This window comes from Streptomyces sp. AcH 505 (assembly GCF_000818175.1).
In the GTDB taxonomy this organism is placed as follows: domain Bacteria; phylum Actinomycetota; class Actinomycetes; order Streptomycetales; family Streptomycetaceae; genus Streptomyces.
Map to the genome: position 1 here is coordinate 1,134,316 of NZ_JTIY01000002.1, position 23,830 is coordinate 1,158,145.

Consider the following 23,830-nt stretch of genomic DNA (forward strand, 5'->3'; position numbering starts at 1 on the left):
CAGCCGGCCGCGACCTGCGGCCGGCCCGTTTCCAAGCCCTTGAGCGGCGCGGCCAGTTCCGCGCCGCGGCCCTTGTCGTGCAGCCAGCAGTGCGCCCAGTGGCCGCCGCCCAGGTCGGTGCGCGGCGGGAACGAGGTGCGGCACTCGTCCATCGCGAAGGGGCAGCGTGGATGGAATCGGCAACCGGCGGGCGGGTCCGTCAGGTTCGGAGGCTCGCCCGCCGTCTCGCCCTCGTCGAACGCGGTGGCCCGGTTCACGGTGATGCGCCGGGCCGGATCGGGGGATGCCTCGACCAGCATCCGGGTGTAGGGGTGGCGCGGTGTGTTGATCACCGTGTCCTTGGGGCCGCCCTCGACCATCTGCCCCGCGTACATGACCTGCACGTCGTCGCACAGGTAACGGGCGGATGCGATGTCGTGCGTGATGTACAGCAGGGCGAGGCCCCGTTCGTCACGGAGCTTGCCGAGGAGGTTGAGCATGTCCAGGCGGATCGATACGTCGAGCATGGAGATCGGCTCGTCGCCCAGCAGCACCGAGGGCCGCACCGCGAGCGCGCGGGCGATGACCACGCGCTGGCGCTGACCGCCCGACAGGGAGTGCGGGAGCTTGGACAGGTAATCCTGGGCCGGCGTGAGACCCACCTGTTCCAACAGCTCCGCCGCGAGCGAGCGGGCCTGCGCCTTGGTTCTGGCGTGCCGGTGGATGAGCAGCGGGCGCTGGAGCGTGTAGCCGATCGTGTGGCCCGGGTGCAGGGAGCCGAAGGGGTCCTGGAAGATGAGCTGGACCTGTCGGTGGTAGTCGCGGCCCGGCGCGCGCCGGGTGGCGACCGGCTCGCCGTTCAGCTCGATCGTGCCGGACGTGGTCGCGTACATCCTCGCCAGCAGCCGTGCCACGGTCGTCTTTCCCGAGCCCGATTCTCCGACCAGAGCCACGATGCGGCCGGGGCGCAGCGTGACGTCCGCGTGCTCGACGGCGTGCACGCGCGCGCCGCCCGGCATTTCGAAATGCTTCGTGACGTCGATGGCCCGCAGGACCGGGGCCTCCTCGGTCGCTGTCCGTTCCGTGCTCATCGGGTGGTCTCCTCGGCTGCCTGGTCGGGGGAGGGCGGCTCGTGCCCCGGCTGCGTTGTGCCCTCGGCCTCGGGGAGGTGGCAGGCCGTGACGCGGCTGCCGCGCAGGACGGGCAGCGGGCGCTCCGTGCGGCATCGGTCGAAGGTGTGGGCGCAGCGTGGCGCGAACGCGCAGCCGTCCGGGAGCTGCTTGAGGTCCGGTGGTGTACCGGGAATCCCGTGCAGCACCTGAAGAGGGGCGTGCAGGGGAGGGAAGGAGTCGCGCAGGCCCTGGGTGTAGGGGTGTTCGGGGCTGAGGTAGAGGCTCGTGGCCGCTCCCGTCTCGACGATGCGCCCGGCGTACATGATGGCGATACGGTCGGCGACCTCGAGCAGCAGCGACAGGTCGTGGGTCACGAGGACCACGGCGAACCCGATCCGGTCCCGTAGGCGCAGTATCTGGCCCATGATCTGACGCTGCATCACGACGTCCACGGCGGTGGTCGGTTCGTCCATGATGACGAGGGACGGCTCGCAGGCGAGAGCCAGAGCGATGGAGGCGCGCTGGCGCATCCCGCCGGACAGCTCGTGCGGATAGGCGCGGGCCCGGTCGGGGGTGATGCCGACCATGCTGAGCAGTTCGGTGATCCGCGCGTCCAGTTCATCGCGCTTTATGCCCTTTCGATGCTCGCGCAGGACGTCCGCGAACTGCGCGTGGAGGCGCATCACGGGGTTGAGCGCGTCCATCGCGGACTGGAGGACGACGGCGATGTCGTCCCAGCGCAGCCGCCGCAGCTCGCGTTCCGAGAGCGACAGCAGGTCGACGGCGGAGCCGTCGGCGCCGTGCAGCAGCATCCGGCCCGCCGTGGTCGCCGCGGGTGGGCGCTGCAGTCTGGCGAGGGCGGTGATCAGGGTGGACTTGCCGGACCCGGACTCACCGGCGATCCCGAAGATCTCGCCCCTGCCCAGCGTGAAGTCGATGTCGGTGCAGGCGCGGACGTCCGTCTCGGGGCCGCCCGGTCCCAGGTAGTCGACGCACAGCCCACGGACGTCGAGGAGGGGCTCGGCGGCCGAGGGGCCGGGCGCCGGAGACGGCAGGTGATCGGTGGTCGCGGTCATGAGTGGAACTCCTTCGCACCCGCGGCGGTCGGTTTCACGAGCTCACCGCGGTCGGGGCGGGGACCCGGGAGGCGGCACGGCGGGAGGTGCGCCTGCCGGCGGCGAGCCGTGGGTTGGCGATCTCGTCGATGCCGAAGTTGATGAGCCCGGTCGAGGTCCCCAGGGCCGCGATGCAGAAACCGGGCGGCAGGAACCACCACCACTGCCCGTTGAGGATCGCGTTCTGCTCCTGCGCGCTCTGGATCATCGTGCCCCAGGAGGGATTGCCCGGGTCCGAGACGCCGAGGAAGGCGAGACCGGCCTCGGCCAGGACACCACCGATGATCGCGTGCAGGAACATGGCGAAGACCCAGCCGGAGAGCAGCGGGAAGACTTCGACGAAGACCAGGCGCAGTCTGCTCTCGCCCAGCATTCGGGCCGCCTGGGTGAAGTCGCGGTTGCGCAGGCTCATCGTCTGGGCCCGCAGGGTCCGCGCACCGCCGGCCCAGCCGAAGACACCGATGATCACGGCGATGCTGAGGGCACTGATGTTCTCGACGTAGCCGGCCACCACCAGGGTGAGCGCGAAGACGGGCATGACGATGAAGAGATTGGTGACGAAGTTGAGCACGGTGTCGGTCCAGCCGCCGAAGAACCCGGCGGTGACGCCGAAGACGATCGCCAGCGCGGTGCCGATGACCGCGGAGACGAGCCCCACCAGCAGGGAGCCCCGGGCGCCCGCGATGACCTCGGCGAGCACGTCCTGGCCGGACGCGGTGGTGCCCAGCGGATGGGCGCCGCTCGGCGGTTTGCTGACGGCCAGGTAGTTGAGGGCGGTGGGGCTGCGCCCGAGCACCGCGTCGTTGAACCACGGGCCGAACAGTGCCGCCAGCACACAGAGGGCGAAGATGACCAGGCCGACCTGGACCTTGCGGTTGCGGAGCATTCTCGTACGGGAGCGCATGGCTGTCTTTCTTCTCCTCGGCCGCGGTCAGCCTTGGCCGCGGGTGCGCGGGTCGAGCAGGACGTACACGCTGTCGGCGACGAAGTTCGCGATGAGCACGGCGAGCGTGGTGAACAGCAGGATTCCCTGCATCAGTGGCAGGTCGCGGTTGCTGACAGCGCCGGCCAGCAGGCTGCCCATGCCGGGATAGCCGAAGACCGTCTCGGTGACCACCGCACCACCGATCACCGAGCCGATGGCGAGGGCGAAGCTGGTGAAGGTCGGCAGCAGGGCGTTGCGGGCCGAGTACCGGAACAACACCCGGGACCTGGACAGGCCCTTGGCGCGCCCCAGGAGCACGTAGTCCTCGCTGGTGGTGGTGAGCGTCATGTTCCGCATCCCCAGCAGCCAGCCGCCGAAGCCCGAGAAGACCATGGTCAGGGCAGGAAGCAGCCCGTAGTGCAGCGTCGAAAGCCAGTAGGCCGGCGAGCCGTGCGCGGTGTTCGGATCGGCGCCGCCCGACAGCGGGAACCAGCGCAGCTGGAAGGCGAAGTACCAGAGTGCGAAGAGCGCCACCCAGAAGTACGGGACGGAGCTGAAGAAGGTGCTCAGCGGGCTCAGGATGCTGTCCATCCTGCTTCCCGAGCGCCAGCCGCACAGGGCGCCGAGCAGGGTGCCGAGGAGGAACGCCAGCACGGTGGAGGCGCCGACGAGGAGGAGGGTCCAGGGCAGTGCCGAGCCGATGAGCTGGGAGACGGGTGTCGGGAAGTTGGTGAGCGAGAGGCCGAGGTTGCCGTGGGCGAGTTCGGAGAGGTAGTGGCCGTACTGGACCGGAAGGCTGGAGTCCTTCTCGCCGAACAGTTTGCTGATGGCGGCGACGGTCTCCGGCGGAACGGTTCCGCCGTTCTTCTGCTGCATCTGCTGGACGATGGCGCCGGTCGCGTCGCCCGTCATCAGGCGTGGCAGCAGGAAGTTGAGCGTGATCGCCGACCAGGCCGCGATGAGATAGAAACCGAGCCGCTTGCCCAGCTCCCTGAAGCGGGCGGTATGCCGCCGGCCGCGGGCGGTGGGTGCCGTGGCGGGTGCGGGCGCCGCCGCGGGTGCGGGCGCGGTATGCGTCGTCATGCCTGGACCGCCTTCAGGGAGTGCAGCAAAGTGGCCGCGGCCGGGGCCGAGTTGACTCCGAGTACGCTGTCGCCGCCCTTGTTGGCAGGCCAGTGCGTCCAGAAGGCCGAGGTGCGCGCCGCCCAGTTGCAGGACCAGACGAGCGGAATGAGTGGCAGCTGTTCGGCCAGGATCCGCTGGAGCCCGTGCGCGGCGCTCTCGATCCGGGCCGGATCGTTCGTGGCGGCGAGCTTCTTGAGGAGGGCCGCCGTCTCCTCGTCCTGCCATCGGATCATGTTGAAGGTGGTGGCCTTGCCGATCGGCGTGACCGTGTTGGAGTCCATCAGCAGGTGAAAGTGGTTGTAGACGGAGCCGCCGCCCTGGGTGCTGAGGTGGACGTCGAAGTCGCCCTTGTTGACCCGGTCGACGAGGGTGGGGACGTTGACCGCGGACAGCTGCACCTCGACGCCCAGATGGCGCCGCCACTGGTCGGCCAGAGCCGCGCCGAGGATGCTCTGGGTGGGGATGCCGGAGAAGCAGGCGAGCTTGACCGTATGAGTGCCTTTGTCTGGATGGGTCAGTGCGCCTCCGCGCACCGACCAGCCTCCCTTGGCCAGTTCGGCCCGCGCGGCCGCGGCCTGCGGCTTCGGTACTCCGGCGTAGCGGGGCAGCAGTACGGAGCCGAAGACGTTGGGGGCGAGCCCGGCGGCGTTGGCAGGACCCTGGCCGGAGTCGACGAGCTTGGAGACTGTCGTGCGGTCCAGTGCCAGGTTCAGTGCGCGGCGCACGTGCACGTCGCCCCAGGGCTGCTTCGCGTGGTTGAACAGGATCGCGGCGAACGAGCCGTTGGGGGAGGGGATGTAGGCGTTGCGTTGTGGGTCGCGGCGGTCGAAGTACTTGGTCCCGCCGGCCCAGGATATGTCCACGAAGTCCAGCTCGTTCGCGAGGATGCGCAGCTTGGCGTTGTCCTCGCCGACGGTGGTGAAGCTGACGCGCTGGGGCGCCATCGGGCCGCCCCAGTAGTCGTCGCGCACCCGCATCACGACCTGCGCGGTGGAAAAGGTGTCGAGGACGCACGGGCCGGTGCCGACGGGCTCCGGGTTGGCCCACGTGGTCACCGGGTGCTGCTCCCACAGCCGTTTGGGCACGATCTTCATGGTGCCCAGCGGAGCGATCTCCTGGTAGGCCGGGTGGTCCCAGATCAGCCGCACACGGTCCGGCCCGGAGCGCTCGGCCCTCTGGTAGGTCACGCCTGCGATATTGGTCTCCGGATGCTTCAGCGGCAGCTCGAAGCTGTACAGAGCGTCCTCGATGGTGAGGGGATGGCCGTCCGAGAACCGGACTCCCTCGCGCAGGGTCAGCTCCAGGGCGTGGCCGCCGTCCTGCCAGGTGAAGGATTTCATCAGCCATGGGCGGGCTTCACCGCCTGACATCTCGACGATCCACAGCGGTGGTTCGTACACGAAATTGGCGAGCGAGCCGATCGTGCTGGCCGGCGAGTAGATGTTGAAGTTGCGCACCATGCTCGAATTGCGGTTGGACAGGGCCAAGGTGTGCGACCTGTCGCCTCCGCCGCTGCCCGGCACGCTGCATCCGCTCAGCGTGACCCCAGCCCCCACCACCGCCCCGCCAGTGGCCAACAGCATGGCCCGTCTTGACAGTTGGGGCACAGGACTTCCCCTCTCCGTTGAGGTTGACATCGTTATCAGAAAGCGTTTTCTGATAACGTTCGCAGGTAACGTAACCAGAGGGAAATCTTCCGTCAACCCTTGGGGCCGGCCAGGAGGCCGCGAGGGGCGGGACGAGGTCCGCAGCGAACACGAGGAGGAACCGTGGGGGACGAGCCCACCATGCGGGACGTGGCCCGCGCCGCGCAGGTCAGTGTCAGCACCGTCTCCCGCGTGATCAACGGCGAGAGATACGTGGGAAGCGCGACCCGTGAGCGGGTCGCCGAAGCTGTCGCGCGCATGGGTTTCCAGCCCAACGCGCTCGCCCGCAACCTGCGCCCCGGCCAGACCTCCTCGACCCTCGCCTTGGTCGTCGAGGACCTGTCCAACCCTTTCTCCGCCGCCATCGCCGACGGAATTGACGAGGTCGCCAGGGCCCGCGGCCACCTCGTGCTGCTCGGCTCCACCAAGCGCGACTTCACACGCGAACGCGACGTCCTGCAGGAGATGGTGCGCCGCCGCGTCGACGGCATCCTCCTTGTCCCCCGGCCCGAGAACCACGCGCAACTGCACGCCGAGATCTCCCGCTGGGCCCCTATGGTCTTCCTCGACCGCGTACCGCGCGGCGTCAAGGCGGATGCCGTCGTCCTCGACAACCGGGGCGGCGCGCGCCGCGCCGCCGCCGACCTCATCGCCCGCGGCCACCGCCGGATCGGCTACCTCGGCGGAGCGTCGAACGTCACCACCGGCGCCCAACGCCTCGCGGGCTACCGCCAGGCCTTGCGTGACAACGGCATCGAACCGGACTCCTCCCTGGTGCGCCTGGACAACCACGACGTGGCCTCGGCCCAGGAGGCCGCTGCCTCACTCCTCGCCGCGCCCGAGCCGCCGACCGCGCTGTTCGCCGACAACAACCGCATGACCGTCGGGGCCGCCACCGCCGTCCACCGCTCCGGCCGGCCCGTCGAGATCACCGGCTTCGACGAGATGGAAATGGCTGAACTGCTGTCCCTGCCTCTCACCCTCGTCACCTACGACGCCGTCGAACTCGGCAGGAGGGCCGCCGCCCTCCTGCTGGACCGGATCGCGGGCGACACCGCGAAACCCCGCCGCGTCACCCTGCCCACGTCCCTCACGCGTTTCGGGAGCCACGACCGTGCATGACCGCCGCGCCTCCACGGAGGCCCGTCTGAGCCGTACCCTGCGCGAGCGCGTCCGCCCTGCCGTACATCCGCTGCGGCTGCCGCTCGACGTCGCCGTGTGGGAGGCCCCCGGCGAGCCCGTACCCGTCACTGATGCCCTCGGCGCCGACCACACACCGACGTCGGTGGGCGAACCCTGGGGCCGCCCCTGGTCCACCACGTGGTTCCGGCTGCGCGGCACCGTGCCCCCCGCATGGGCGGGGCGGCACGTCGAGATCCACGCGGATCTCGGCTTCGACCGCTCCTCCGTCGGTTTCCAGGCCGAGGGCCTCGCCTACACCGCCGACGGCGCCGCCCTCAAGGGGCTGAATCCCTACTCGGACTGGATACCGGTCGCCGCCCCCGCCCTCGGTGGCGAGAACATCGACCTTCACATCGAAGCCGCGGCCAACCTGTCCGTCATCGGCACTCCCGGCGAAGGCGGCTTCGACTTCCGGCCCAGCCCCGAGGGCGACAGGCTCACCTCCTCCGGTGAACCCCTCTACCGCACCGCCGCCTTCGACCTTGTGGTTGTCGACGACGAGGTGTGGGAACTCGTCCAGGATCTCGACGTTCTCTCGGAGCTGATGGCCGAACTCGGCGACCGCGACCCGCGCCGCGCCGAAATCCTGCGCGCTGTGGAGCGCTGCCTCGACGCCCTCGACCCCGAACAGGTGGGCCCTACCGCCCCCGCCGCCCGCGCCTGCCTGCGCTCAGTGCTGGCTGCCCCCGCGCACGCCAGCGCCCACCGGCTCAGCGCCGTTGGCCATGCCCACATCGACTCGGCGTGGCTCTGGCCGGTGCGTGAGACGGTCCGCAAGGTCGCGAGGACCTGCGCCAATGTCGTCGATCTCCTCGACAGCGACCCGGACTTCGTCTTCGCCATGAGCCAGGCCCAGCAGTACGCCTGGATCAAGGAGCACCGTCCTGAGGTGTACGCGCGGGTCAAGGAGAAGGTCGCCGAGGGGCGCTTCGTGCCCGTGGGCGGCATGTGGGTGGAGTCCGACAGCAATCTGACCGGCGGTGAGTCACTGGTACGCCAGTTCACCCACGGCAAGCGCTTCTTCCTCGACGAGTTCGGCATCGAACCACGCGAAGTGTGGCTGCCCGACTCCTTCGGCTACAGCGCCGCGCTGCCGCAGATCATGAGGCTCGCGGGCGCCGAGTGGTTCCTGACCCAGAAGATCTCCTGGAACACGGTCAACCGCTTCCCGCACCACACTTTCCGCTGGGAGGGCATCGACGGGACCCGGATGTTCACCCACTTCCCGCCCGCCGACATGTACAACTCCGAGGTCAAGGGCGCCGAGGTGCATCACGCCGCCCGTAACTTCGCGGAACAGGGCGAGGCCCGGCATTCCCTGTTGCCCTACGGACACGGCGACGGCGGTGGCGGCCCCACCCGCGAGATGCTCGCCCGCGTCCGTCGGCTGCGCGACCTGGAGGGCTCACCCCGCGTCGACTTCGACTCCCCGGCCTCCTTCCACGCCAAGGCGCTCGCCGAGTACCCGCAGCCACCCGTCTGGTCGGGAGAGCTGTACCTGGAGTCCCACCGGGGCACCTACACCTCCCAGGCCCGCACCAAGCAGGGCAACCGGCGCAGCGAACACCTCCTGCGGGAGGCAGAGTTGTGGGCCGCGACCGCTGCCGTGCGCCGCGCCGCGCCGTACCCGTACGAGGCGCTGGACCGGATCTGGAAGACGGTCCTGCTCCAGCAGTTCCACGACATCCTGCCCGGCTCGTCCATCGCATGGGTGCACCGCGAGGCCGAGGAGCAGTACGCCCGCGCCGCAGCGGAGCTGGAGCGGCTGATCGCCGGCTCCCTGAGCGTGCTGACGGAGGACGGCGACCCGGCGACGGAACTCGTCGCCAACGCGTCACCGCACGCCAGAGCAGGGGTGCCCGCCCTGGGCGTCGCCCCCACGGCCGCTGCCACCGGCCCGGTCACCGTGACCTCCGACGACGGCCTTGTGACTCTCGACAACGGCCTGCTGCGCGTACGGGTCGACGCGCGCGGACTTGTCGTCTCCGTCCACGATCACCGGGCCGGGCGCGAGGTCGTGGCGCCCGGAGCACCGGCCAACCTCCTGCAGCTCCACCGTGACACCCCCAACCAGTGGGACGCGTGGGACGTCGACGAGTTCTACCGCAACTCGGTAACCGACCTCACCGACGTCGACGGCCTCACCGTCCATGGTGCCGGTACGGACAGCGCCGAGGTTCGGGTCGAACGCCGCTTCGGCGCCTCGACTGTCGTCCAGACCATCGCGCTGCGCGCCGGCGCCGCGCGCGTCGATTTCACTGCCGAACTCGACTGGCACGAAAGGCAGAAGCTCCTCAAGGCCGCCTTCCCCCTCGACGTCCAGGCCGACCGGTCGGCCGCCGAGATCCAGTTCGGCCACGTGTTCCGGCCCACCCACGCCAACACCACCTGGGACGCAGCCAAGTTCGAGATCTGCGCGCACCGCTGGCTGCACGTGGCCGAGCCCGGCTACGGCATCGCGCTCGTCAATGAGGCCACCTACGGCCATGACGTCACCCGCGACGACCGAGCGGTCGGCAAGGGCGTCGTCACCACCGTCCGGCTCTCGCTGCTGCGGGCACCCCTCTCGCCCGACCCGGAGGCCGACCAGGGCAGGCACGTCCTGCGCTACGCCCTCGCGCCCGGCGCCGACATCGCGGACGCCGTCCGCGAGGGGTACCACGCCAACCTCCCCGAGCGGCGCCTCAGCGGGACGCCCGTCGTGCCCCTGGTTTCCGTCGACCATCCGGCCGTGGTCATCGAGGCCGTCAAACTCGCCGACGACGGCAGCGGTGACGTCGTGGTCCGCCTCTACGAGGCGCTGGGCGGCCGGGCGAGCACACACCTCGACGCCGCCTTCCAGGTCGTCCGTATCGCCGAGACCGACCTGCTGGAACGCCCAGCCGCCGACGGCGCCACGGCCGACGGGGACCGCTTCCCCGTGGAGCTCGGCCCGTTCCAGATCCTCACGCTCCGTCTGTACCGTCCCGACTCCCCGCACGAGGTGAAGTGACATGACAGCGCAGCTGTCCCTGCCCGACTCGGTCCACGTGATGACCCACGACACCGCACCGCGCACGGCGCGCGCCGCGGCGGCAGGGGAGTGGCACACGGGACAGGTCCGTGTACGCGCCTCCCACGACACCGACGGCGGGCTGGCCGTCACCGCCACTGCCGGACCCGACGGCCTCTCCCACATCGCCTTGCGCTGGCGGCTGACGCCGGCCCCCGGCGCCCTGGTCCTCGGCGACGCCTGGGAGCGTGGGTACGGAGACCTCCAGTGGCGCACCCTTCAGCCGGAACGTGCCCTTCCCTGGTACGCCCTCGTCAGCGACGCCCCCGGCGGCTCGACCACGGGGTGGGGGGTGCGCACCCGGGCCGGCGCGCTCTGCTCCTGGACGGTCGACGAGAGCGGTATCACCCTCTGGCTGGACGTCCGCAGCGGCGGCCTCCCGGTCCTGCCCGGGGAGCGCGAATTGCGCGCGGCAACCGTCGTCACCGCCCGGGCGGCCACACCGTACGCCGCACACGCCGCCCTCTGCGCACGCATGAGCCCGGACCCGTTGCTGCCGGCCACCCCCGTCGTGGGCAGCAACAACTGGTATTACGCGTATGGGAGGGACTTCGGCCCCGATGCGGTCCTGCGCGACGCCAGGACCCTCGTCGCCTACGCCGATGGTCACCCCGTACAGCCGTACTGCGTGATCGACGACGGCTGGACCGAGGGGGGCGGCAGCGCACCCGGCGGCCCCTGGGACGTGGGACTGCCCGGCCTCTTCGACGACATGGCGGGCATGGCCGCGTCGATCAAGGCAACCGGAGCCAGGCCAGGACTGTGGTTCCGCCCCCTGCTGTCCCGCACCCCGACCCGCGCGACCCGTCCCGGCGTCATGCGGGACGGCGGCCACCCGCTCGACCCGTCGCTGCCGGCCGCCCTGGAGACCGTGGCCGAGGACATCACCCGCTTCAGGGGCTGGGGTTACGAGCTGATCAAGCACGACTTCTCGACCTACGACGTCTTCGGCCGGTTCGCGGGCGACGCGCCCGCGGTGCTCGCCGAACCCGGCCTCGCCCTGGCCGACCGGGGGCGCACCAGCGCGGAGATCCTGGTCGACCTCTACCGCACCGTCGCCGAGGCGGCGGGAGACACACTGATCATCGGCTGCAACACGATCGGCCATCTCTCGGCCGGACTGGTACAGGTGCAGCGGGCCGGGGACGACACCTCGGGCAAGGACTGGGAGCGGACCCGCCGTATGGGAGTCAACACGCTCGCCTTCCGGCTGGCCCACCACGGAAACCTGTACGCGGTGGATGCCGACTGTGTGCCCTGCACCCCGGCCACCGACTGGGAGCTCAACCGGCAGTTCCTCGACCTCGTCGCCCGCTCCGGAACGGCCCTCTTCGTCTCCGTCGATCCCGCCGCCCGCACCGACCGCACGGATGCCGACCTCGCGGCGGCGGTCCGCCTGGCACTCGACGGCGGCACCCCGGGCGGCGTGGAACCCCTCGACTGGCAGTCGACCACGGCGCCGCGTCACTGGCGCACCGGCGAGGGCGAGGAGCTGGCCTACGACTGGTCGCAGCGCTGGGGCGCCACCCCGCTGCCCGTGTGACCGGCTGCTCCAGGCGCCCCGTGCGGTAACCGCACCGGCGGCCGGCCCGCGGCGCTTCCCCCACCTCATGAAACGAAGGAACTCACATGACGCGCATTCGCTCATTTCCGCTCCTGAGTGTGACAGCCGCCCTGAGCCTGTGTCTCCTGTCCGTACAGCCCGCCGCCGCGCAGCCCGCGGCCGGCGATCACGGGGACCAGCGGCACGCCGACGCGACCGCCGCCGTCAACGGCTTGCTGAGCTGGTACAACACCGGCACAGGGCAGTTCGACACCACCGGCTGGTGGACCAACGCCAACGACCTCCAGGCGGTGCTCGACTACTGGCGGGCCCCGGGGGACACCGGAGGCCACGACTTCAAGAAGCTGGCCGCCGACATCTACACGAAGAACGTCGACAAGTACGACGGCCAGTTCCGCAACGACTACCTCGACGACACCGGATGGTGGGGCCTGGCCTGGCTGCGTGCCTACGACCTCACCAAGGACCCCCGTTACCTGAAGACAGCCATCGCGGACGCCAACCACATGTGGAGCTACCACGACGACGTCTGCGGCGGCGGCATCTGGTGGAACTATCCCCGTCAGTTCAAGAACACCATCACCAACGAGCTGTTCATCGAACTGTCCGCGGGCATCCACAACAGGCTGGCAGGCGACACCACCCACCTCCGGCGAGCCCTGAACGTCTGGCACTGGTTCGAGGACAAGAAGCTCATCAACGGCGACAACCTCGTCAACGACGGCCTCAACACCTCCTGCGTCAATACGGGGTTGACCACGACCTGGACGTACAACCAAGGCGTCGTCCTGGGCGGTCTGGCCGAACTGCACCGGGCCACCGGCGACACCGCCTTCCTGAAGCAGGCCCGCACCATCGCCGACGCCGTGGTCACGTCTCCCGTACTCGCGCCCGGCGGCATCCTGTCGGAACCGAACGACCAGGACGCGGACCCCAACGGCGACCAGCCCTCCTTCAAGGGCGCGTTCATGCGCAACCTCGGCACGCTCAACCGCGCTCTGCCCAACCACCCGTACAACACCTTCATCGACAAGCAGGCCGACTCCCTGAACACCCTTGACCGCAACGGTGACTTCTACGGCTACCACTGGAGTGGCCCCTACGACAGGGCGGACGGGGCCCGCCAGCACAGCGCCATCGACGCTTTGGTCGCGGCGATCCGCTGACGGTTCTCGCGCCGAGCAAGCCGCGGATGGGAGAGCTCGCTGTGACTGACATTCGTCGTGACGAAGGGCTGCGGGACCCCTCCCGACGCCCGTGACTATGGTCGCCCCCGGCGGCGAGCGGTCAGCTCGTCGTGGGTGCGATCCGGGTGCGATCCGGCGAGAACGATCACAGGGGAGACACGCGTGGCCGGACGGGTGAACGCTGCAGTGGGTCGCGGTGCGAAGCTGGGCATCTACTGGTCGCTCGTCGCGTCGATGATGGCGGTGCCGGTAGGGATAGCGGCAGGTTCCGTGCTGATTCCCCTGATCACTGTTCTGGTCATCATGTTCGTGTGTGTTCTCGGCACCTGGCTGGTGTCGCTCGGCGAGGGCTGGAGGACAGCGGTCCTGGTCATGTCATGGTGCCTGGGGGTGGCCGTGGGGCTGACGCTTGTCGGCTTCGGCATCTGGAGTATCCGCAACTTCAGCCCGTACTGCTTCTCCGGCGGGCAGTTGAAGTGCTTCGAGACCGTCGAAGAGCAGCGCCGACGGGCCAGAGCCAACTCCTTGGCGTGGCTCGTGGGCGGCGGCATGGTCATCCTGCTGGTCCTGGCCGTGCCGGCCGTCAGGTTCATGAGGCGCCGCACGGTGTATCGCCGACGCCGGTGAGGGGCCGGGCCGCTTGTACCGGCATGCGGCGGGCGGAAGCGGGCGTGCAGTCGGCCGGCATGAACCACGAACAGGCGGGTCTGCCCGGAATTGTGTGACTGGGCCCTGTAGTTGGCGCCAATCGCCGGTCGCCGTGCTCAGCCGGCGTCGTGGCAAGGCGCATTGGCTGACCCGTCGGCGAACGACATGAGGCCTCCCCATACGCTCCGTGGCATGAATTTCTTCCGATCGCGCGTTAGACCTGCGAAGCCGACTCCTGTGGCTCGGGCCGCGGCTCTGTATCAGTCCGGGCGTTACGCGGAGGCGGAGGCCGAGGCGAGCGCCGTGGCCGGGTCGCGACGGCGTGACGATACGGATGTGCCGCTGGCGCTGAGCATTGTCGCGCTTTCGGTCGGCGCCCAGGGCCGCCATGCCGAGGCTCTTGCCGCGTACGACGAGGCCCTGCCGGTCTTCGGCAGGCTTTTCGGGGCCGGTCACTGGCAGACCCTGAAGTCGCGCTCCGACCGCGCCCAGCAGCTGGCCGCACTCGGCCGGTACGCGGAGTGCGAGGCGGAGTGTGCGGCCGTTGTCCGGGCCGCGACCGGCGGGACGGGTCCGGAGATGCGGCTCGTGGCGGCGGCAGCCGGCAACGGACTGGTCTTCGCCCTCAACGCACAAGGACGCCATGTGGAGGCCGAGGCGCTGGCCCGTGAGGCGCTGGCCGCGCATCGCGAACCGGACCGGCTGTTCCTGGTCCTGCGGCTCGGACTGGCCCGCAGCCTGAACGGGCAGGCCCGCTACGAGGAAGCTCTCGCCGAGGCTGCGAGCGCCGACGCCCTGCACCGAGGTCTGCCCCCGGAGCAGCGCGGTCAGGAGGTTGGCTCCGTGGAGCTTGTCGTGGCTACCGCCCTCCTGGGGCTGGGTCGCGAGGCCGAAGCCCGCGACCGGGCCGGCAGCGCTCACGATGCCTGCCTGGCCTCCTTCGGTCCTGTCCACCGCCGGACCGTCGAAGCTCGGGCACTGCTCGACCGTCTCGACGGCGTCTGACGCCGCTCGTCCGCCAACTACAGCGCTCAGCCGGGCGCGTGGTCGTACCAGCGGCCGGGGGGACCAATTTCCCGCTTGTTGAAAGGCAGTTCAGCGCGTCCGTCCAGCGATCAGGACCTCGATCCCGTCCAGGATCCGGGTCAGGCCGAACTCCACGTCGTCGTCGCCGATGGCGTCGTCGTATGCGTCGTGCGTCATCATGGACGCCAGAATGGGATATCCGTGCTCATGCAGGAGCGGGCCTCTTCCAGAAGGCGATCCTGCAGAGCGCCCAGTGCACGGGACGCAAATGGTCACCGGGCCCGCCGACCTGGTTCCCGCTGCCGCGCGCCGAGCGCGCGCGGCACGGGCTCGACGTCGCGGCCGAGGTCGGCTGCTCCGACCTCCGGACAGCGGCGGCCTGCCTACGCGACCTACCGGTTGATGAGCTCGTCAAGTGGTCCGACTACGAACTCGGGTCCGGACCGACGTTCGGCGGAGGTGTACTACCGGTGAGCCCGGAACAGGCTTTCGCCACAGGCCACTTCAACCGGGTCCCTGTCATCCAGGGAACCACCCGGGACGAACATCGCCTGTTCACCGCTGCCATCGAAGCCGTAACCGGCCAGACGACGACCGATGCCGACTACCGGCAACAGATCGCCACACTCTTCGCCCCGGCCGACGCGGCCCGCGTCCTGGCCCGCTATCCCGCCGATCGCTTCCGGTCCCCTGGCGAGGCGCTGTCCGAGGTCGTCGGCTTCGAGGCGGCCGTGGGACCAGTCTCGGTCCCGGTGTCGTCGCGGGCTGCCCAGGAGGCCAGAATGCGCAACGCGTCGTCCGACGCGGTCCCCGGTTCGGCGGTGAGCACCATCAGCCGCTGGCCGCTGCCGTCGGGGCTGGCCCAGGTGTCGCAGTCCAGGGTGAGGCTCCCGACGACCCGATGGTGGTAGTGCTTTGTGCCGTAGGTCGCCCCGTTGACGCGGCGATCGGCCCACCATGTACGGAAGTCGGGGTCGATGACGGCGAGGTCGCCGACCAGCCGCGCGAGCTCGGGGTTGTCGGGGTCCGAGGCGGCCTCCATGCGCAGCGCGGCGACAGCGTCGCGAGCGTCGTGTGCCCACTCGGTGTGCAGCGCGCGGATCACGGGATCGGTGAAGACGAGCCGCACGTAGTTGCGCTGCCGCGGCGGGATTGCGCCGAAGTCGGTGAACAGCGCGGCGGCTGCGGGATTCCAGGCGAGCACGTCCATGCAGGTGCCGAGCACGATCGCCGGCGTGCTGGTCAGACTGTTGAGGAGGCGCCGCACCGCCGGGCGCGGGCTTTGGCGGGTGCGCCGGCGCCGCGGCCGTGCGTCCGTCTTCCCGGCGATCTTGTACAGGTACGCCTGCTGGTCCTCGTCGAGCCGCAGTGCGGCGGCGACCGTGGCGAGGACGGAGGCGGACGCCGGCACCCGTCCCTGCTCCAGACGGGTGTAGTAGTCGACGCTGATCGCCGCCAGCCCCGCGACCTCCTCGCGACGGAGCCCCGCGACCTTCCTCGGCCGTCCGCTCTCGGGCAGGCCGACCGAGCGAGGTGTCAGCTCGGCTCGGCGCGCCTTCAGAAAGGCGCCGAGTTCGCCGGTGTCATGGGCAGGCGTCATGCACACCATTGTGCGCGGCAGGACGCTTCGCGTGGGAGGGCACGATCGTTCCGGGGGAAGGAATCCGCCGCTTGTGCGTCCGCTTCACCCGTTCGACGCTGGGATCATGAACAGCACGGATGTCACCTTTGACAGTGCCGGCGTCCCCCTTGCCGGGCGCCTCCATCTTCCCGACGAAGAAGCCGTGGCCCCCCGGCCCGCGATCGTGGTCGGCCACCCAGCCGGCGGAGTGAAGGAGCAGACCGCCGGCCTGTACGCCGCAAGCCTCGCCGAGCGGGGTTTCGTCACGCTCGCCTTCGATGCCGCGTACCAGGGCGAGAGCGGCGGACAGCCGCGCGGTCTTGAGGATCCGGCGCATCGCGTCGAGGACCTCAAGGCGGCGGTGTCGTTCCTGAGTACCCGGTCCGAGGTCGACCCGGAACGCATCGGCGCTCTCGGCATCTGCGCCTCCGGCGGCTATGTCGTGCCGGCGGCGGCCACCGATCACCGTATCCGCGCCGTCGCGACCGTCAGTGCCGCCGACATCGGTCGCCAGTTCCGCGAGGGCGCCGACGGCACCCAGGACTCAGCGGTCATCCAGTCGATGCTGGATGCCGCCGCGCGCGCCCGGACGGAGGAAGCGAGCGGCGGCGGCGTCGGCAGCTTTCCGATCTTCCCAGCGACCGCCGAGGAGGCGCGGGCGCTGGGCGGGCAGCACGGCTTCGAGGGCTTCGACTACTACCGTACGGACCGCGCCGGGCATCCTCGTTCGGCTAAGGAGTTCACCTGGTCGAGCGTCGACCGGATCGCCGCCTTCGAGCCGTTCCGTTTCATTGCCATGATCGCGCCGCGCCCCCTGTTGATGATCGCCGGCAGCCAGGCGGTCACCCGGCACATGACCACCGAGGCGTTCGACAGCGCGCGGGAACCCAAAGAACTGTATTGGGTCCACGGAGCCAGCCACGTTGACCTGTACGACAGGCCGGAGTACGTCGGCCCGGCGGTCGACGAACTCACCGGCTTCTTCGGCGCGCACCTCGCCGGCCAACCGGCCACGCGCGCGCCCGAGCCCTCGCCGCACTGAGCGTGGCCCGATCTCGCGCCAACACTCACACCACCGAGTTGACGCTTCGGCGGTTATTTCTGTGTGGCGGCATTGAGCAGGTCGAGGGCACTGTGCTGGCAACTGTGGTTGGACTCCGTCAGCGGCCCGTTCCAGTGCGACCCGTAGATGTCACCGTCAGCGCGGTCCTTGGTGTAGGCCGCGTCTGCCTGACGGTCCAAGTACGCGGTGTACGGGTGATCGTCGAGCCCTCCGTTCAACGCCCCCAGCCCGCGTACGTAAGCGCCCTTGAACGAAGCACCGTCGCCCTCGCACCCACCCTCGTTGTTTTCTCGCAGGATGCCGTCGGGGTTGAGGCCGGCCGCTGTGGTGGACGCGTCCGCCAGCGTTCGCGCGCTGTCCAGGAGACCGTTGTCGCCGGTCGCCTTGTTCAGCTCGCTCAGTCCTCCGAGCACGACACCTTGGTTGTAGGTGTAGGTGGGCTGGCCGTTGTTCTTGCAGTCGTCCCCGAGCCCGTCGTTGATCAGGTTGGAGTTGTTGATCATTCCGCTGCCCTTGAACCAGTTCCACTCGTCCTGGGCGCTGTTCAGGTATGTGGTGTCACCGGCGATGCGGTTGTGCAGCGCGGCGGTGAGTTTGAGGTACAGCTCGTTGGTCACGGCGTTCTTGTAGGCCTCGTCCTCCTTCCACTGGACTCCACCGCCGCACTTGTCCGTCCAGTAGCCGGCCATGTGATCGGCGTCGGCGCGTGCCGTGTCGAGATAGCGGCTGTCGCCGGTCTGGTCGTACGCGGCGACCCAAGCCAGCCCCCACCAACCGGTATCGTCGAGAAACTCGTTGGTGAAGTCGCCTCCTTGCGCGTCCACGTTCTTGTCGTAGGTCTGCGCGATGGCGTTCTCGTACGTCGTGTCCCCGGTGACCTGCATGTTGTTGATGAGGGCGGTGAGGGCGTTGGCGGACGTCCACCAGCCGCCGCCGTCGAACAGCCCGGTGTCGTTGTCGTACATGGTCATCAGGCCCGCCGCAGCGGCCGTGCTCCTGCTCTCTGCCTGCGCGTCGGCTGCCTGCGACAAGGGAGCTGTACTGAACACCAGGCCGCACAAGGCAACGGACGCACCCAGTACTTTGCGGGGGAAGTTCATCGTCACTCTCCATCCGCGGTCAGGCCGCGGCGACTCGGGACTTGTGGGGGGAACGTGCTCGGCGGAGGGCCGGTGCCGGCGTCGTGGCGGCGCGGGCAGGACAACGGGCCCTCTGGGCAATGACGCTGGTCGGTCGCTGACGTCGGTGGTCACGGCTCAGTGGTGCCGTCACCCTCGACCCTGGCACCCGTGGCCAGTGGCATTGACGCACGTCTGATCCGGCCGGGCATGCAGAACTGTGCCGTACATGACAACGTTGTCGAGCCCTTGACGTATGCGGTCATGACCGTTCTGGCGGGATTCGCGAGAAGCTCTCGAAACTCTCCAGACGCCGGATGCACACTTCATTGGTACCTGGCGAATGCACTTCGAAGCTAGCCAGCCGTCGTGGCCACGTCAATGGCCCGTGCAACTGGTCGGACCTATAAGGGGGTTGCTCCGGTCGACGAGATCTCCCGCCGACGTGACGCCGTGTCGTGAGCCCCGTGGCGGGAGAGGGTGCGACGACCGGTCACTCCAGCCGGCCCGCTCGGCGAACCACCGGCCGTTCGCGCTGCGGTCGCGGGTTGAACCGCAGCGACTGCTCCGAGGTATCTCGGACGTATCGGCGGATCGAGACTGGGGTTGTCATGGCCCTTGCGAACTGACGCGAGTGCGTGTGAAATCGTTTGGAAATGTTCGAAGTTGCTGTTCCCTTCTGGAACCCGAAGGAGACTTATGGGCCGAGTCACGGCGGGCGGCGTCCGTACCGAAGAGGTGCCGCTCACGTTCGTGGGGGACGGCATGTACGCCGTGGACGTGGTCAGGGACGGCCCGGACGGGCTGGTGGGGGAGAGCCGCGAGGTGACGTCCCAGCACGTCCTGACGCTGGACATCCCGGCCGACGGCGGGGTCGCTGCCGCCGCCACGACCTGAGATTTACCGAACTGCCCTCGACATGATGACAACGTTGTCACCGGTGTCGTCGGTTTTCTGCCTACTGGAGGTCCCCCCATGATGAGATGGAGTCGACGCTCGCGCCTGCGCACCGCAGGGGCATTGGCCGTCGCGGCCCTGTTCGGCGGGACGTTTCTGTCGCCCGTCGCCCAGGCGGATGTGCCGCATGCCGGCCGCCTCACCGATCTGGTCAACTCGTTCATCGGCACCCAGAACGACGGCAACACCTATCCGGGAGCGGCGGTCCCGTTCGGGATGGTGCAACTCTCGCCGGACACTGGGCACAACACCGGTTACGACTACACCCAGAACCGGATCCGCGGTTTCTCCATGGTCCACCTCTCCGGAGTCGGCTGTGGCCTCGGCGGCGATCTTCCGGTGCTGCCGACGACCGGCGATGTCACGGAGACGGACAACGCGAAGTATGCCGCGACGTTCAGCCACGACGACGAGAAGGCCGGTCCGGGCTACTACGCGGCCGGGCTCGACAGCGGAATCAAGGCCGAGTTGACGGCGACCAGTCGTACAGGGGTGCAGCGCTACACCTTCCCGGCCACCACCAAGGCCAACGTCCTGCTGAACGCCGGGCAGTCGCTGCACAAGACGGTCTCGACCAAGGTGGAGATCCTGAACTCCAGGACCGTGCGCACCGCGATCACCGGCAGCGGCTTCTGCCAGGACACCGTCCCGTACACGGTCTACACCGTCACCCGCTTCGACCGGCCCTTCACGTCCTCCGGTACGTGGAAGGACACGACCGTCACCGCCGGATCGAAGACGTCGTCCGCCACCACCGGCGGCAACGGCGCCTACGTCCGATTCGACACCAGCAAGGACCGCACCGTCGAGGCGACGACGGCCTTGTCATACGTCGACGCCAAGGGGGCTGCCCTGAACCTGGCGGCCGAAGGCGGACGTACCTTCGACAACGTGCACAACGCCGCGCAGTCCACCTGGGAGAAGCGGCTCGGTGACGTCAAGGCGCAGGGCGGCAGCGACACCCAACGCCGCACTTTCTACTCGTCGCTGTACCGGTCGTTCCTCGCGCCGAACGTGGGCAACGACGTGGACGGGCGTTACACCGGCTGGGACCAGAACATCCATCGGGCCAGGGGCTTCACGTACTACCAGAACCTCTCGCTCTGGGACACCTACCGCACCCAGACGCAGCTCCTGTCCCTGCTCGCGCCACGCGAGACCCGGGACATCGCCTTGTCGACGATCCAGATCGACAAGGACAGCGGCTGGCTCCCCAAGTGGGGCTACGGCACGGTCGAGACGAACATCATGACCGGCGACCCGGTCACCCCCTTCCTCACCAACGCCTACCAGCAGGGTCTGCTGAAGGGCCATGAGGAGGAGGCGTACCGCGCCCTGAAGAAGAACGCGGACGGTGTGCCGCCCGCGGACTCACCCGCCGTGGGCCGGGAAGCCAACAAGGAGTACCTCGCCGACGGGTTCGCCCCGTACATCGCAGGGCGCGAGCACGTCAAACCGGGTGACTCGGACTACGACCACGGCGCTTCCGCGACCCTGGAGTACGCCCTCTCGGACGCGATGCTCGGGCAGATGGCCAAGGATCTCGGTCACCGGGACGACGCGAAGCGCTACACCGAGCGGGCACAGAACTACCGGACGATCTTCGACAGTTCGACGGGCTTCTTCCGCGCCCGGGACGCCGCCGGAGCGTTCACCGGACCTGCCGATCCGGCCGAGAGCGAAGGATTCCACGAGGGCACGTCCTGGCAGTACCAGTGGATGGTCCCGCAGGACCTGCCGGGCCTCTTCGGCCTGATCGGCGGCACGGACGCGGCGAACAGCCGGCTCGATTCCTTCTTCGCGTACGACCAGTTGCTGCAGGATCCCGGGAAGACCGCGCGCGAGGTGTGGGTCAACGGCCCGTACGACTACTACAACGCGGACAAGTACAACCCGCAGAACGAGCCCGATCTCATCGCCCCGTACACCTATCTGTCGACCGGCCAGCCCTCGAAGACCACCGACGTGGTGCACGCGGCACTGACGCTGTTCACCGACGCGCCGACGGGTATGACCGGCAACGACGACCTCGGAACCATGTCCGCGTGGAACGTGCTCTCCTCCATCGGCATCTTCCCGATCCAGCCCGGCACCGACACATGGGGCCTCTCCACTCCCGTCTTCACACGTGTCGACCTCACCCTCGACAGGCGCTACTACCCGAAGGGCAAACTCACCGTCCGGGCACCCGGAACCTCGGACGCCAACCGGTACATCCAGTCGGCCGGCACCGACGGCAACGACCTGAAAACCACGTATCTGACCACCGACAGCCTGCGCAAGATCTCCGACCTGTCCTTCAAACTGGGAGAGACACCGTCCTCCTGGGGAACGTCCAAGGACGCGGCGCCGCCGGCGCTGAACTGATCCGCATCCGAAGCCGGTGTCTCGGAGTCCGGCGGGGGAGCCGCATCGCCCCGCCGGACCACGGCGTCTTCCCCGGTCGCGATCCTGGGCTTCCGGGCGGTGCAGCGCCGTGCGTCAGGTGATGCGGGGGAGGACGGCGTCCTTTTCGGTATCGCGTACCGCCGACCGCCGACCGCCGAAAAGGGGATGTCTGTCCATGCTCAGTCGCCGTACCACCCTGCTGTCCGCACTCGCTGCGGGTGCCGGAGCCCTCTCCGTCTCCGCCGCGTCCGCTTCCGCTTCCGCGTCCACTGCCTCAGCCGGTTCGGGGGCGGCGCGGTTCAACCTGCCCCGGCCGAGCGGACCGTGGCCGGTCGGCGCTTCGGCGTACCGTCTCGTCGACGAGACCCGCAGCGACCCCTGGGTCACGGCGCCCCCGTACCGGGAGCTGATGGTGAGCGTCCGCTACCCCGCCGCCCGAACGGCCGGGATGCCCGCCGCGCCGCAGTTCCTGCCCGGCGAGGCGGCCGGTTTCGCCGCCGCCAACAACCTCTCCGGCGTGCCCGGCGACGCCGTCGACTGGGCCGCCACCCGTACCCACGCGCGGCAGGGGGCACCGGTGGCGCGGCAGGGCGGCCCGTTCCCTGTGGTCCTGTACTCGCCGGGAGTGCTCGACCCCCGCTCCCTCAACAGCACGCTGTGCGACGATCTCGCCTCGCGCGGGTACGTGGTGGTCACCGTCGACCACACCTACGAGGCGACCGCCGTGGAGTTCCCCGGCGGCGGGGTCGCCACCACGGTCATACCAGCGGAGTTCGCCGCGACGGGACAGGATCCGGTGAAGGTCATCGCTCTGCTGGAGAAGGTCACGGCCGTCCGCGTCGCGGACACGCGCTTCGTACTGGACCGGATGCCCGCGCTGCTGCGCCGCGCGGTCGGTGGCGCGGCCGAGCCGCACCGGGTGGGGATGTTCGGGCATTCCGCCGGGGGTTTCACCGCCCTTGAGACGATGTACGAGGACAGTCGGATCCGGGCCGGCGTGAACCTCGACGGCGTCCTCGCCTATGTCACGGACGACGCTGTGCCGGGAAATCTGTCCCCCGTTGCCGCGCACGGCCTTGACCGCCCGTTCCTGCTGGCCGGCAGCGACACCGACGACCTCGACACCGAGCCCGCCTGGGCCTCGCTGTGGCGGCGCAGCACCGGCTGGCACCGTGGCTTCCGCCTGGAAGGGGCCGCGCACGCCTCTTACACGGACGTCCAGAGCATTGTCCCGCAGCTCGCGAAGCCGCTGGGGCTTTCCGCGCAGACCGTCGAGAGCAACGTGGGGACGATCTCTCCGCGTGCCTCGATCGCGGCCCAACGGGCTTATCTGGCGGCGTTCTTCGACCGCCATCTCCGCGGGAGGCCCGACCGGGGCTTGTTCGACATGCCGTCGGCGCGCTATCCCCGGGTGCACCTGTTCAGCTGAGCCGCGACGGCACGACGAAGCCCGGAGCTCGCACCCTCCCCCTGAACACGGTGTTTGGCGTTCGCTCTCGCGTGCAGATGTATCCGATGACCACCACGACGGAAGACAGCAAAGAGACGATCCTCCGCCCCCTGGGCGCCAACGAACACGTCGTCGACTACTACATGCACCGCAATCCGACGCAGTTCTCCCTGGTCGCGGAGGTCACCACGCCTGTCTCGGCGCAGACCTTGGGGGCGGCGCTGAAGCAACTGCAGCAGCGGCATCCGCTGCTGGCCGTCGCCGTCACGGACTCGGCCACCCCGGCGGCCGCCTTCCGTAAGACGGACCGTGCGGTCCCGGTCGAGGAGCGGTCGGCCGGTACGCCGTGGCAGGCCGTCGTGGCCGACGAGCAGACCAGGCCCATCCCGCCGGAGCCGGGGCCGCTCGTGCGGGCCGTTCTGGTGCCCGCCGAGGCCGGCAGTACCGTCGTGCTCACCTTCGCCCACCAGATCTCCGACGGGGTCGGCGGCCTGCAAGCCTTGCTCGACCTGGTCTCCGTCCTGGACGGCGCGACGCTCGCGGCCGGCGATGTCCCCCAGCCGCAGGAGGAGTTGCTTGCCCGCCAGGGTGTCGTGACGCGGGCCGACGCGCAGGCGGATCCCGGTACGCAGCAGTCAGCGACGGCGGCTGGCCGCGCCGCGCCGGACGGCG

At 69.5% G+C, this 23,830-nt stretch carries 16 protein-coding genes and 3 pseudogenes; 12 read left to right on the forward strand and 7 right to left on the reverse strand.

What is annotated here, in order from left to right; all coding sequences use genetic code 11:
* The 5 genes from HY68_RS35065 to HY68_RS35085 form a co-directional block, all read right to left on the reverse strand.
* A partial coding sequence (locus HY68_RS35065) for an ABC transporter ATP-binding protein (RefSeq protein ID WP_063779741.1) occupies positions 1-1,070 on the reverse strand: 1,070 nt, incomplete at its 3' end.
* On the reverse strand, positions 1,067-2,167 hold the full coding sequence (locus tag HY68_RS35070) for an ABC transporter ATP-binding protein (protein ID WP_041999681.1): 1,101 nt from the start codon (positions 2,165-2,167) through the stop codon (positions 1,067-1,069). The genes HY68_RS35065 and HY68_RS35070, both read right to left, overlap by 4 nt.
* 34 nt (positions 2,168-2,201) lie before the next feature.
* Positions 2,202-3,092, reverse strand: coding sequence for an ABC transporter permease (locus HY68_RS35075; protein ID WP_052457473.1), 891 nt, complete (start codon positions 3,090-3,092; stop codon positions 2,202-2,204).
* 45 nt (positions 3,093-3,137) lie between these two features.
* Positions 3,138-4,214, reverse strand: coding sequence for an ABC transporter permease (locus HY68_RS35080; RefSeq protein ID WP_078864090.1), 1,077 nt, complete (start codon positions 4,212-4,214; stop codon positions 3,138-3,140).
* Positions 4,211-5,839 carry an ABC transporter substrate-binding protein gene (locus tag HY68_RS35085; RefSeq protein ID WP_157874488.1) on the reverse strand — a complete coding sequence of 543 codons (1,629 nt, stop codon included), beginning with the start codon at positions 5,837-5,839 and terminating at the stop codon, positions 4,211-4,213. The genes HY68_RS35080 and HY68_RS35085 overlap by 4 nt, the downstream gene beginning before the upstream one ends.
* Positions 5,840-6,025: 186 nt before the next feature.
* Here HY68_RS35085 and HY68_RS35090 point away from each other — a divergent pair, with 186 nt between their 5' ends.
* From HY68_RS35090 to HY68_RS45885, 7 genes and pseudogenes are all read left to right on the forward strand, one after another.
* Positions 6,026-7,024 (forward strand): LacI family DNA-binding transcriptional regulator, encoded by a 999-nt coding sequence (locus HY68_RS35090; protein WP_078864092.1) that lies wholly within the window; start codon positions 6,026-6,028, stop codon positions 7,022-7,024.
* A complete protein-coding gene (locus tag HY68_RS35095; protein WP_041999690.1) occupies positions 7,017-10,076 on the forward strand; it encodes a glycoside hydrolase family 38 C-terminal domain-containing protein in 3,060 nt (1,019 codons plus the stop codon). Before HY68_RS35090 ends, HY68_RS35095 begins: the two co-directional genes overlap by 8 nt.
* A gap of 1 nt (position 10,077) precedes the next feature.
* On the forward strand, positions 10,078-11,679 hold the full coding sequence (locus HY68_RS35100; protein WP_107070266.1) for a hypothetical protein: 1,602 nt from the start codon (positions 10,078-10,080) through the stop codon (positions 11,677-11,679).
* A 119-nt stretch (positions 11,680-11,798) separates the two neighbouring features.
* A complete protein-coding gene (locus HY68_RS35105; RefSeq protein WP_157874489.1) occupies positions 11,799-12,866 on the forward strand; it encodes a glycoside hydrolase family 76 protein in 1,068 nt (355 codons plus the stop codon).
* Positions 12,867-13,049: 183 nt separating this feature from the next.
* Positions 13,050-13,514, forward strand: coding sequence for a hypothetical protein (locus tag HY68_RS35110; protein WP_157874490.1), 465 nt, complete (start codon positions 13,050-13,052; stop codon positions 13,512-13,514).
* Positions 13,515-13,727: 213 nt separating this feature from the next.
* Positions 13,728-14,540: a tetratricopeptide repeat protein gene (locus HY68_RS35115; RefSeq protein ID WP_041999696.1), complete on the forward strand. Its 813-nt coding sequence runs from the start codon at positions 13,728-13,730 to the stop codon at positions 14,538-14,540.
* Between the two features lie 182 nt (positions 14,541-14,722).
* Positions 14,723-15,082: pseudogene (locus HY68_RS45885) on the forward strand (hypothetical protein); the annotation flags it as partial.
* A gap of 143 nt (positions 15,083-15,225) precedes the next feature.
* Here HY68_RS45885 and HY68_RS35120 read toward each other — a convergent pair.
* Positions 15,226-16,161: a helix-turn-helix transcriptional regulator gene (locus HY68_RS35120; RefSeq protein ID WP_041999699.1), complete on the reverse strand. Its 936-nt coding sequence runs from the start codon at positions 16,159-16,161 to the stop codon at positions 15,226-15,228.
* A gap of 106 nt (positions 16,162-16,267) precedes the next feature.
* Between HY68_RS35120 and HY68_RS35125 the strand changes: the two genes are divergently transcribed.
* Positions 16,268-17,224, forward strand: coding sequence for an alpha/beta hydrolase (locus tag HY68_RS35125; RefSeq protein ID WP_042000814.1), 957 nt, complete (start codon positions 16,268-16,270; stop codon positions 17,222-17,224).
* Between the two features lie 53 nt (positions 17,225-17,277).
* On the opposite strand, the pseudogene HY68_RS35130 reads toward HY68_RS35125, so the two are convergent.
* Positions 17,278-18,252, reverse strand: a pseudogene (locus tag HY68_RS35130) (glycoside hydrolase family 76 protein); the annotation flags it as partial.
* A gap of 810 nt (positions 18,253-19,062) precedes the next feature.
* Between HY68_RS35130 and HY68_RS35135 the strand changes: the two are divergent.
* From HY68_RS35135 to HY68_RS44395, 4 genes and pseudogenes are all read left to right on the forward strand, one after another.
* The gene (locus tag HY68_RS35135) at positions 19,063-19,260 is read left to right on the forward strand and encodes a hypothetical protein (protein ID WP_041999702.1); all 198 of its coding nucleotides are present in this window, start codon (positions 19,063-19,065) and stop codon (positions 19,258-19,260) included.
* Positions 19,261-19,341: 81 nt separating this feature from the next.
* Entirely contained in the window at positions 19,342-21,687 is a 2,346-nt protein-coding gene (locus HY68_RS35140; protein ID WP_042000820.1) for a GH92 family glycosyl hydrolase, read from the forward strand.
* 196 nt (positions 21,688-21,883) lie between these two features.
* Positions 21,884-23,137, forward strand: coding sequence for a hydrolase (locus HY68_RS35145; RefSeq protein WP_041999705.1), 1,254 nt, complete (start codon positions 21,884-21,886; stop codon positions 23,135-23,137).
* A gap of 86 nt (positions 23,138-23,223) precedes the next feature.
* Positions 23,224-23,830: pseudogene (locus tag HY68_RS44395) on the forward strand (peptide synthetase); the annotation flags it as partial.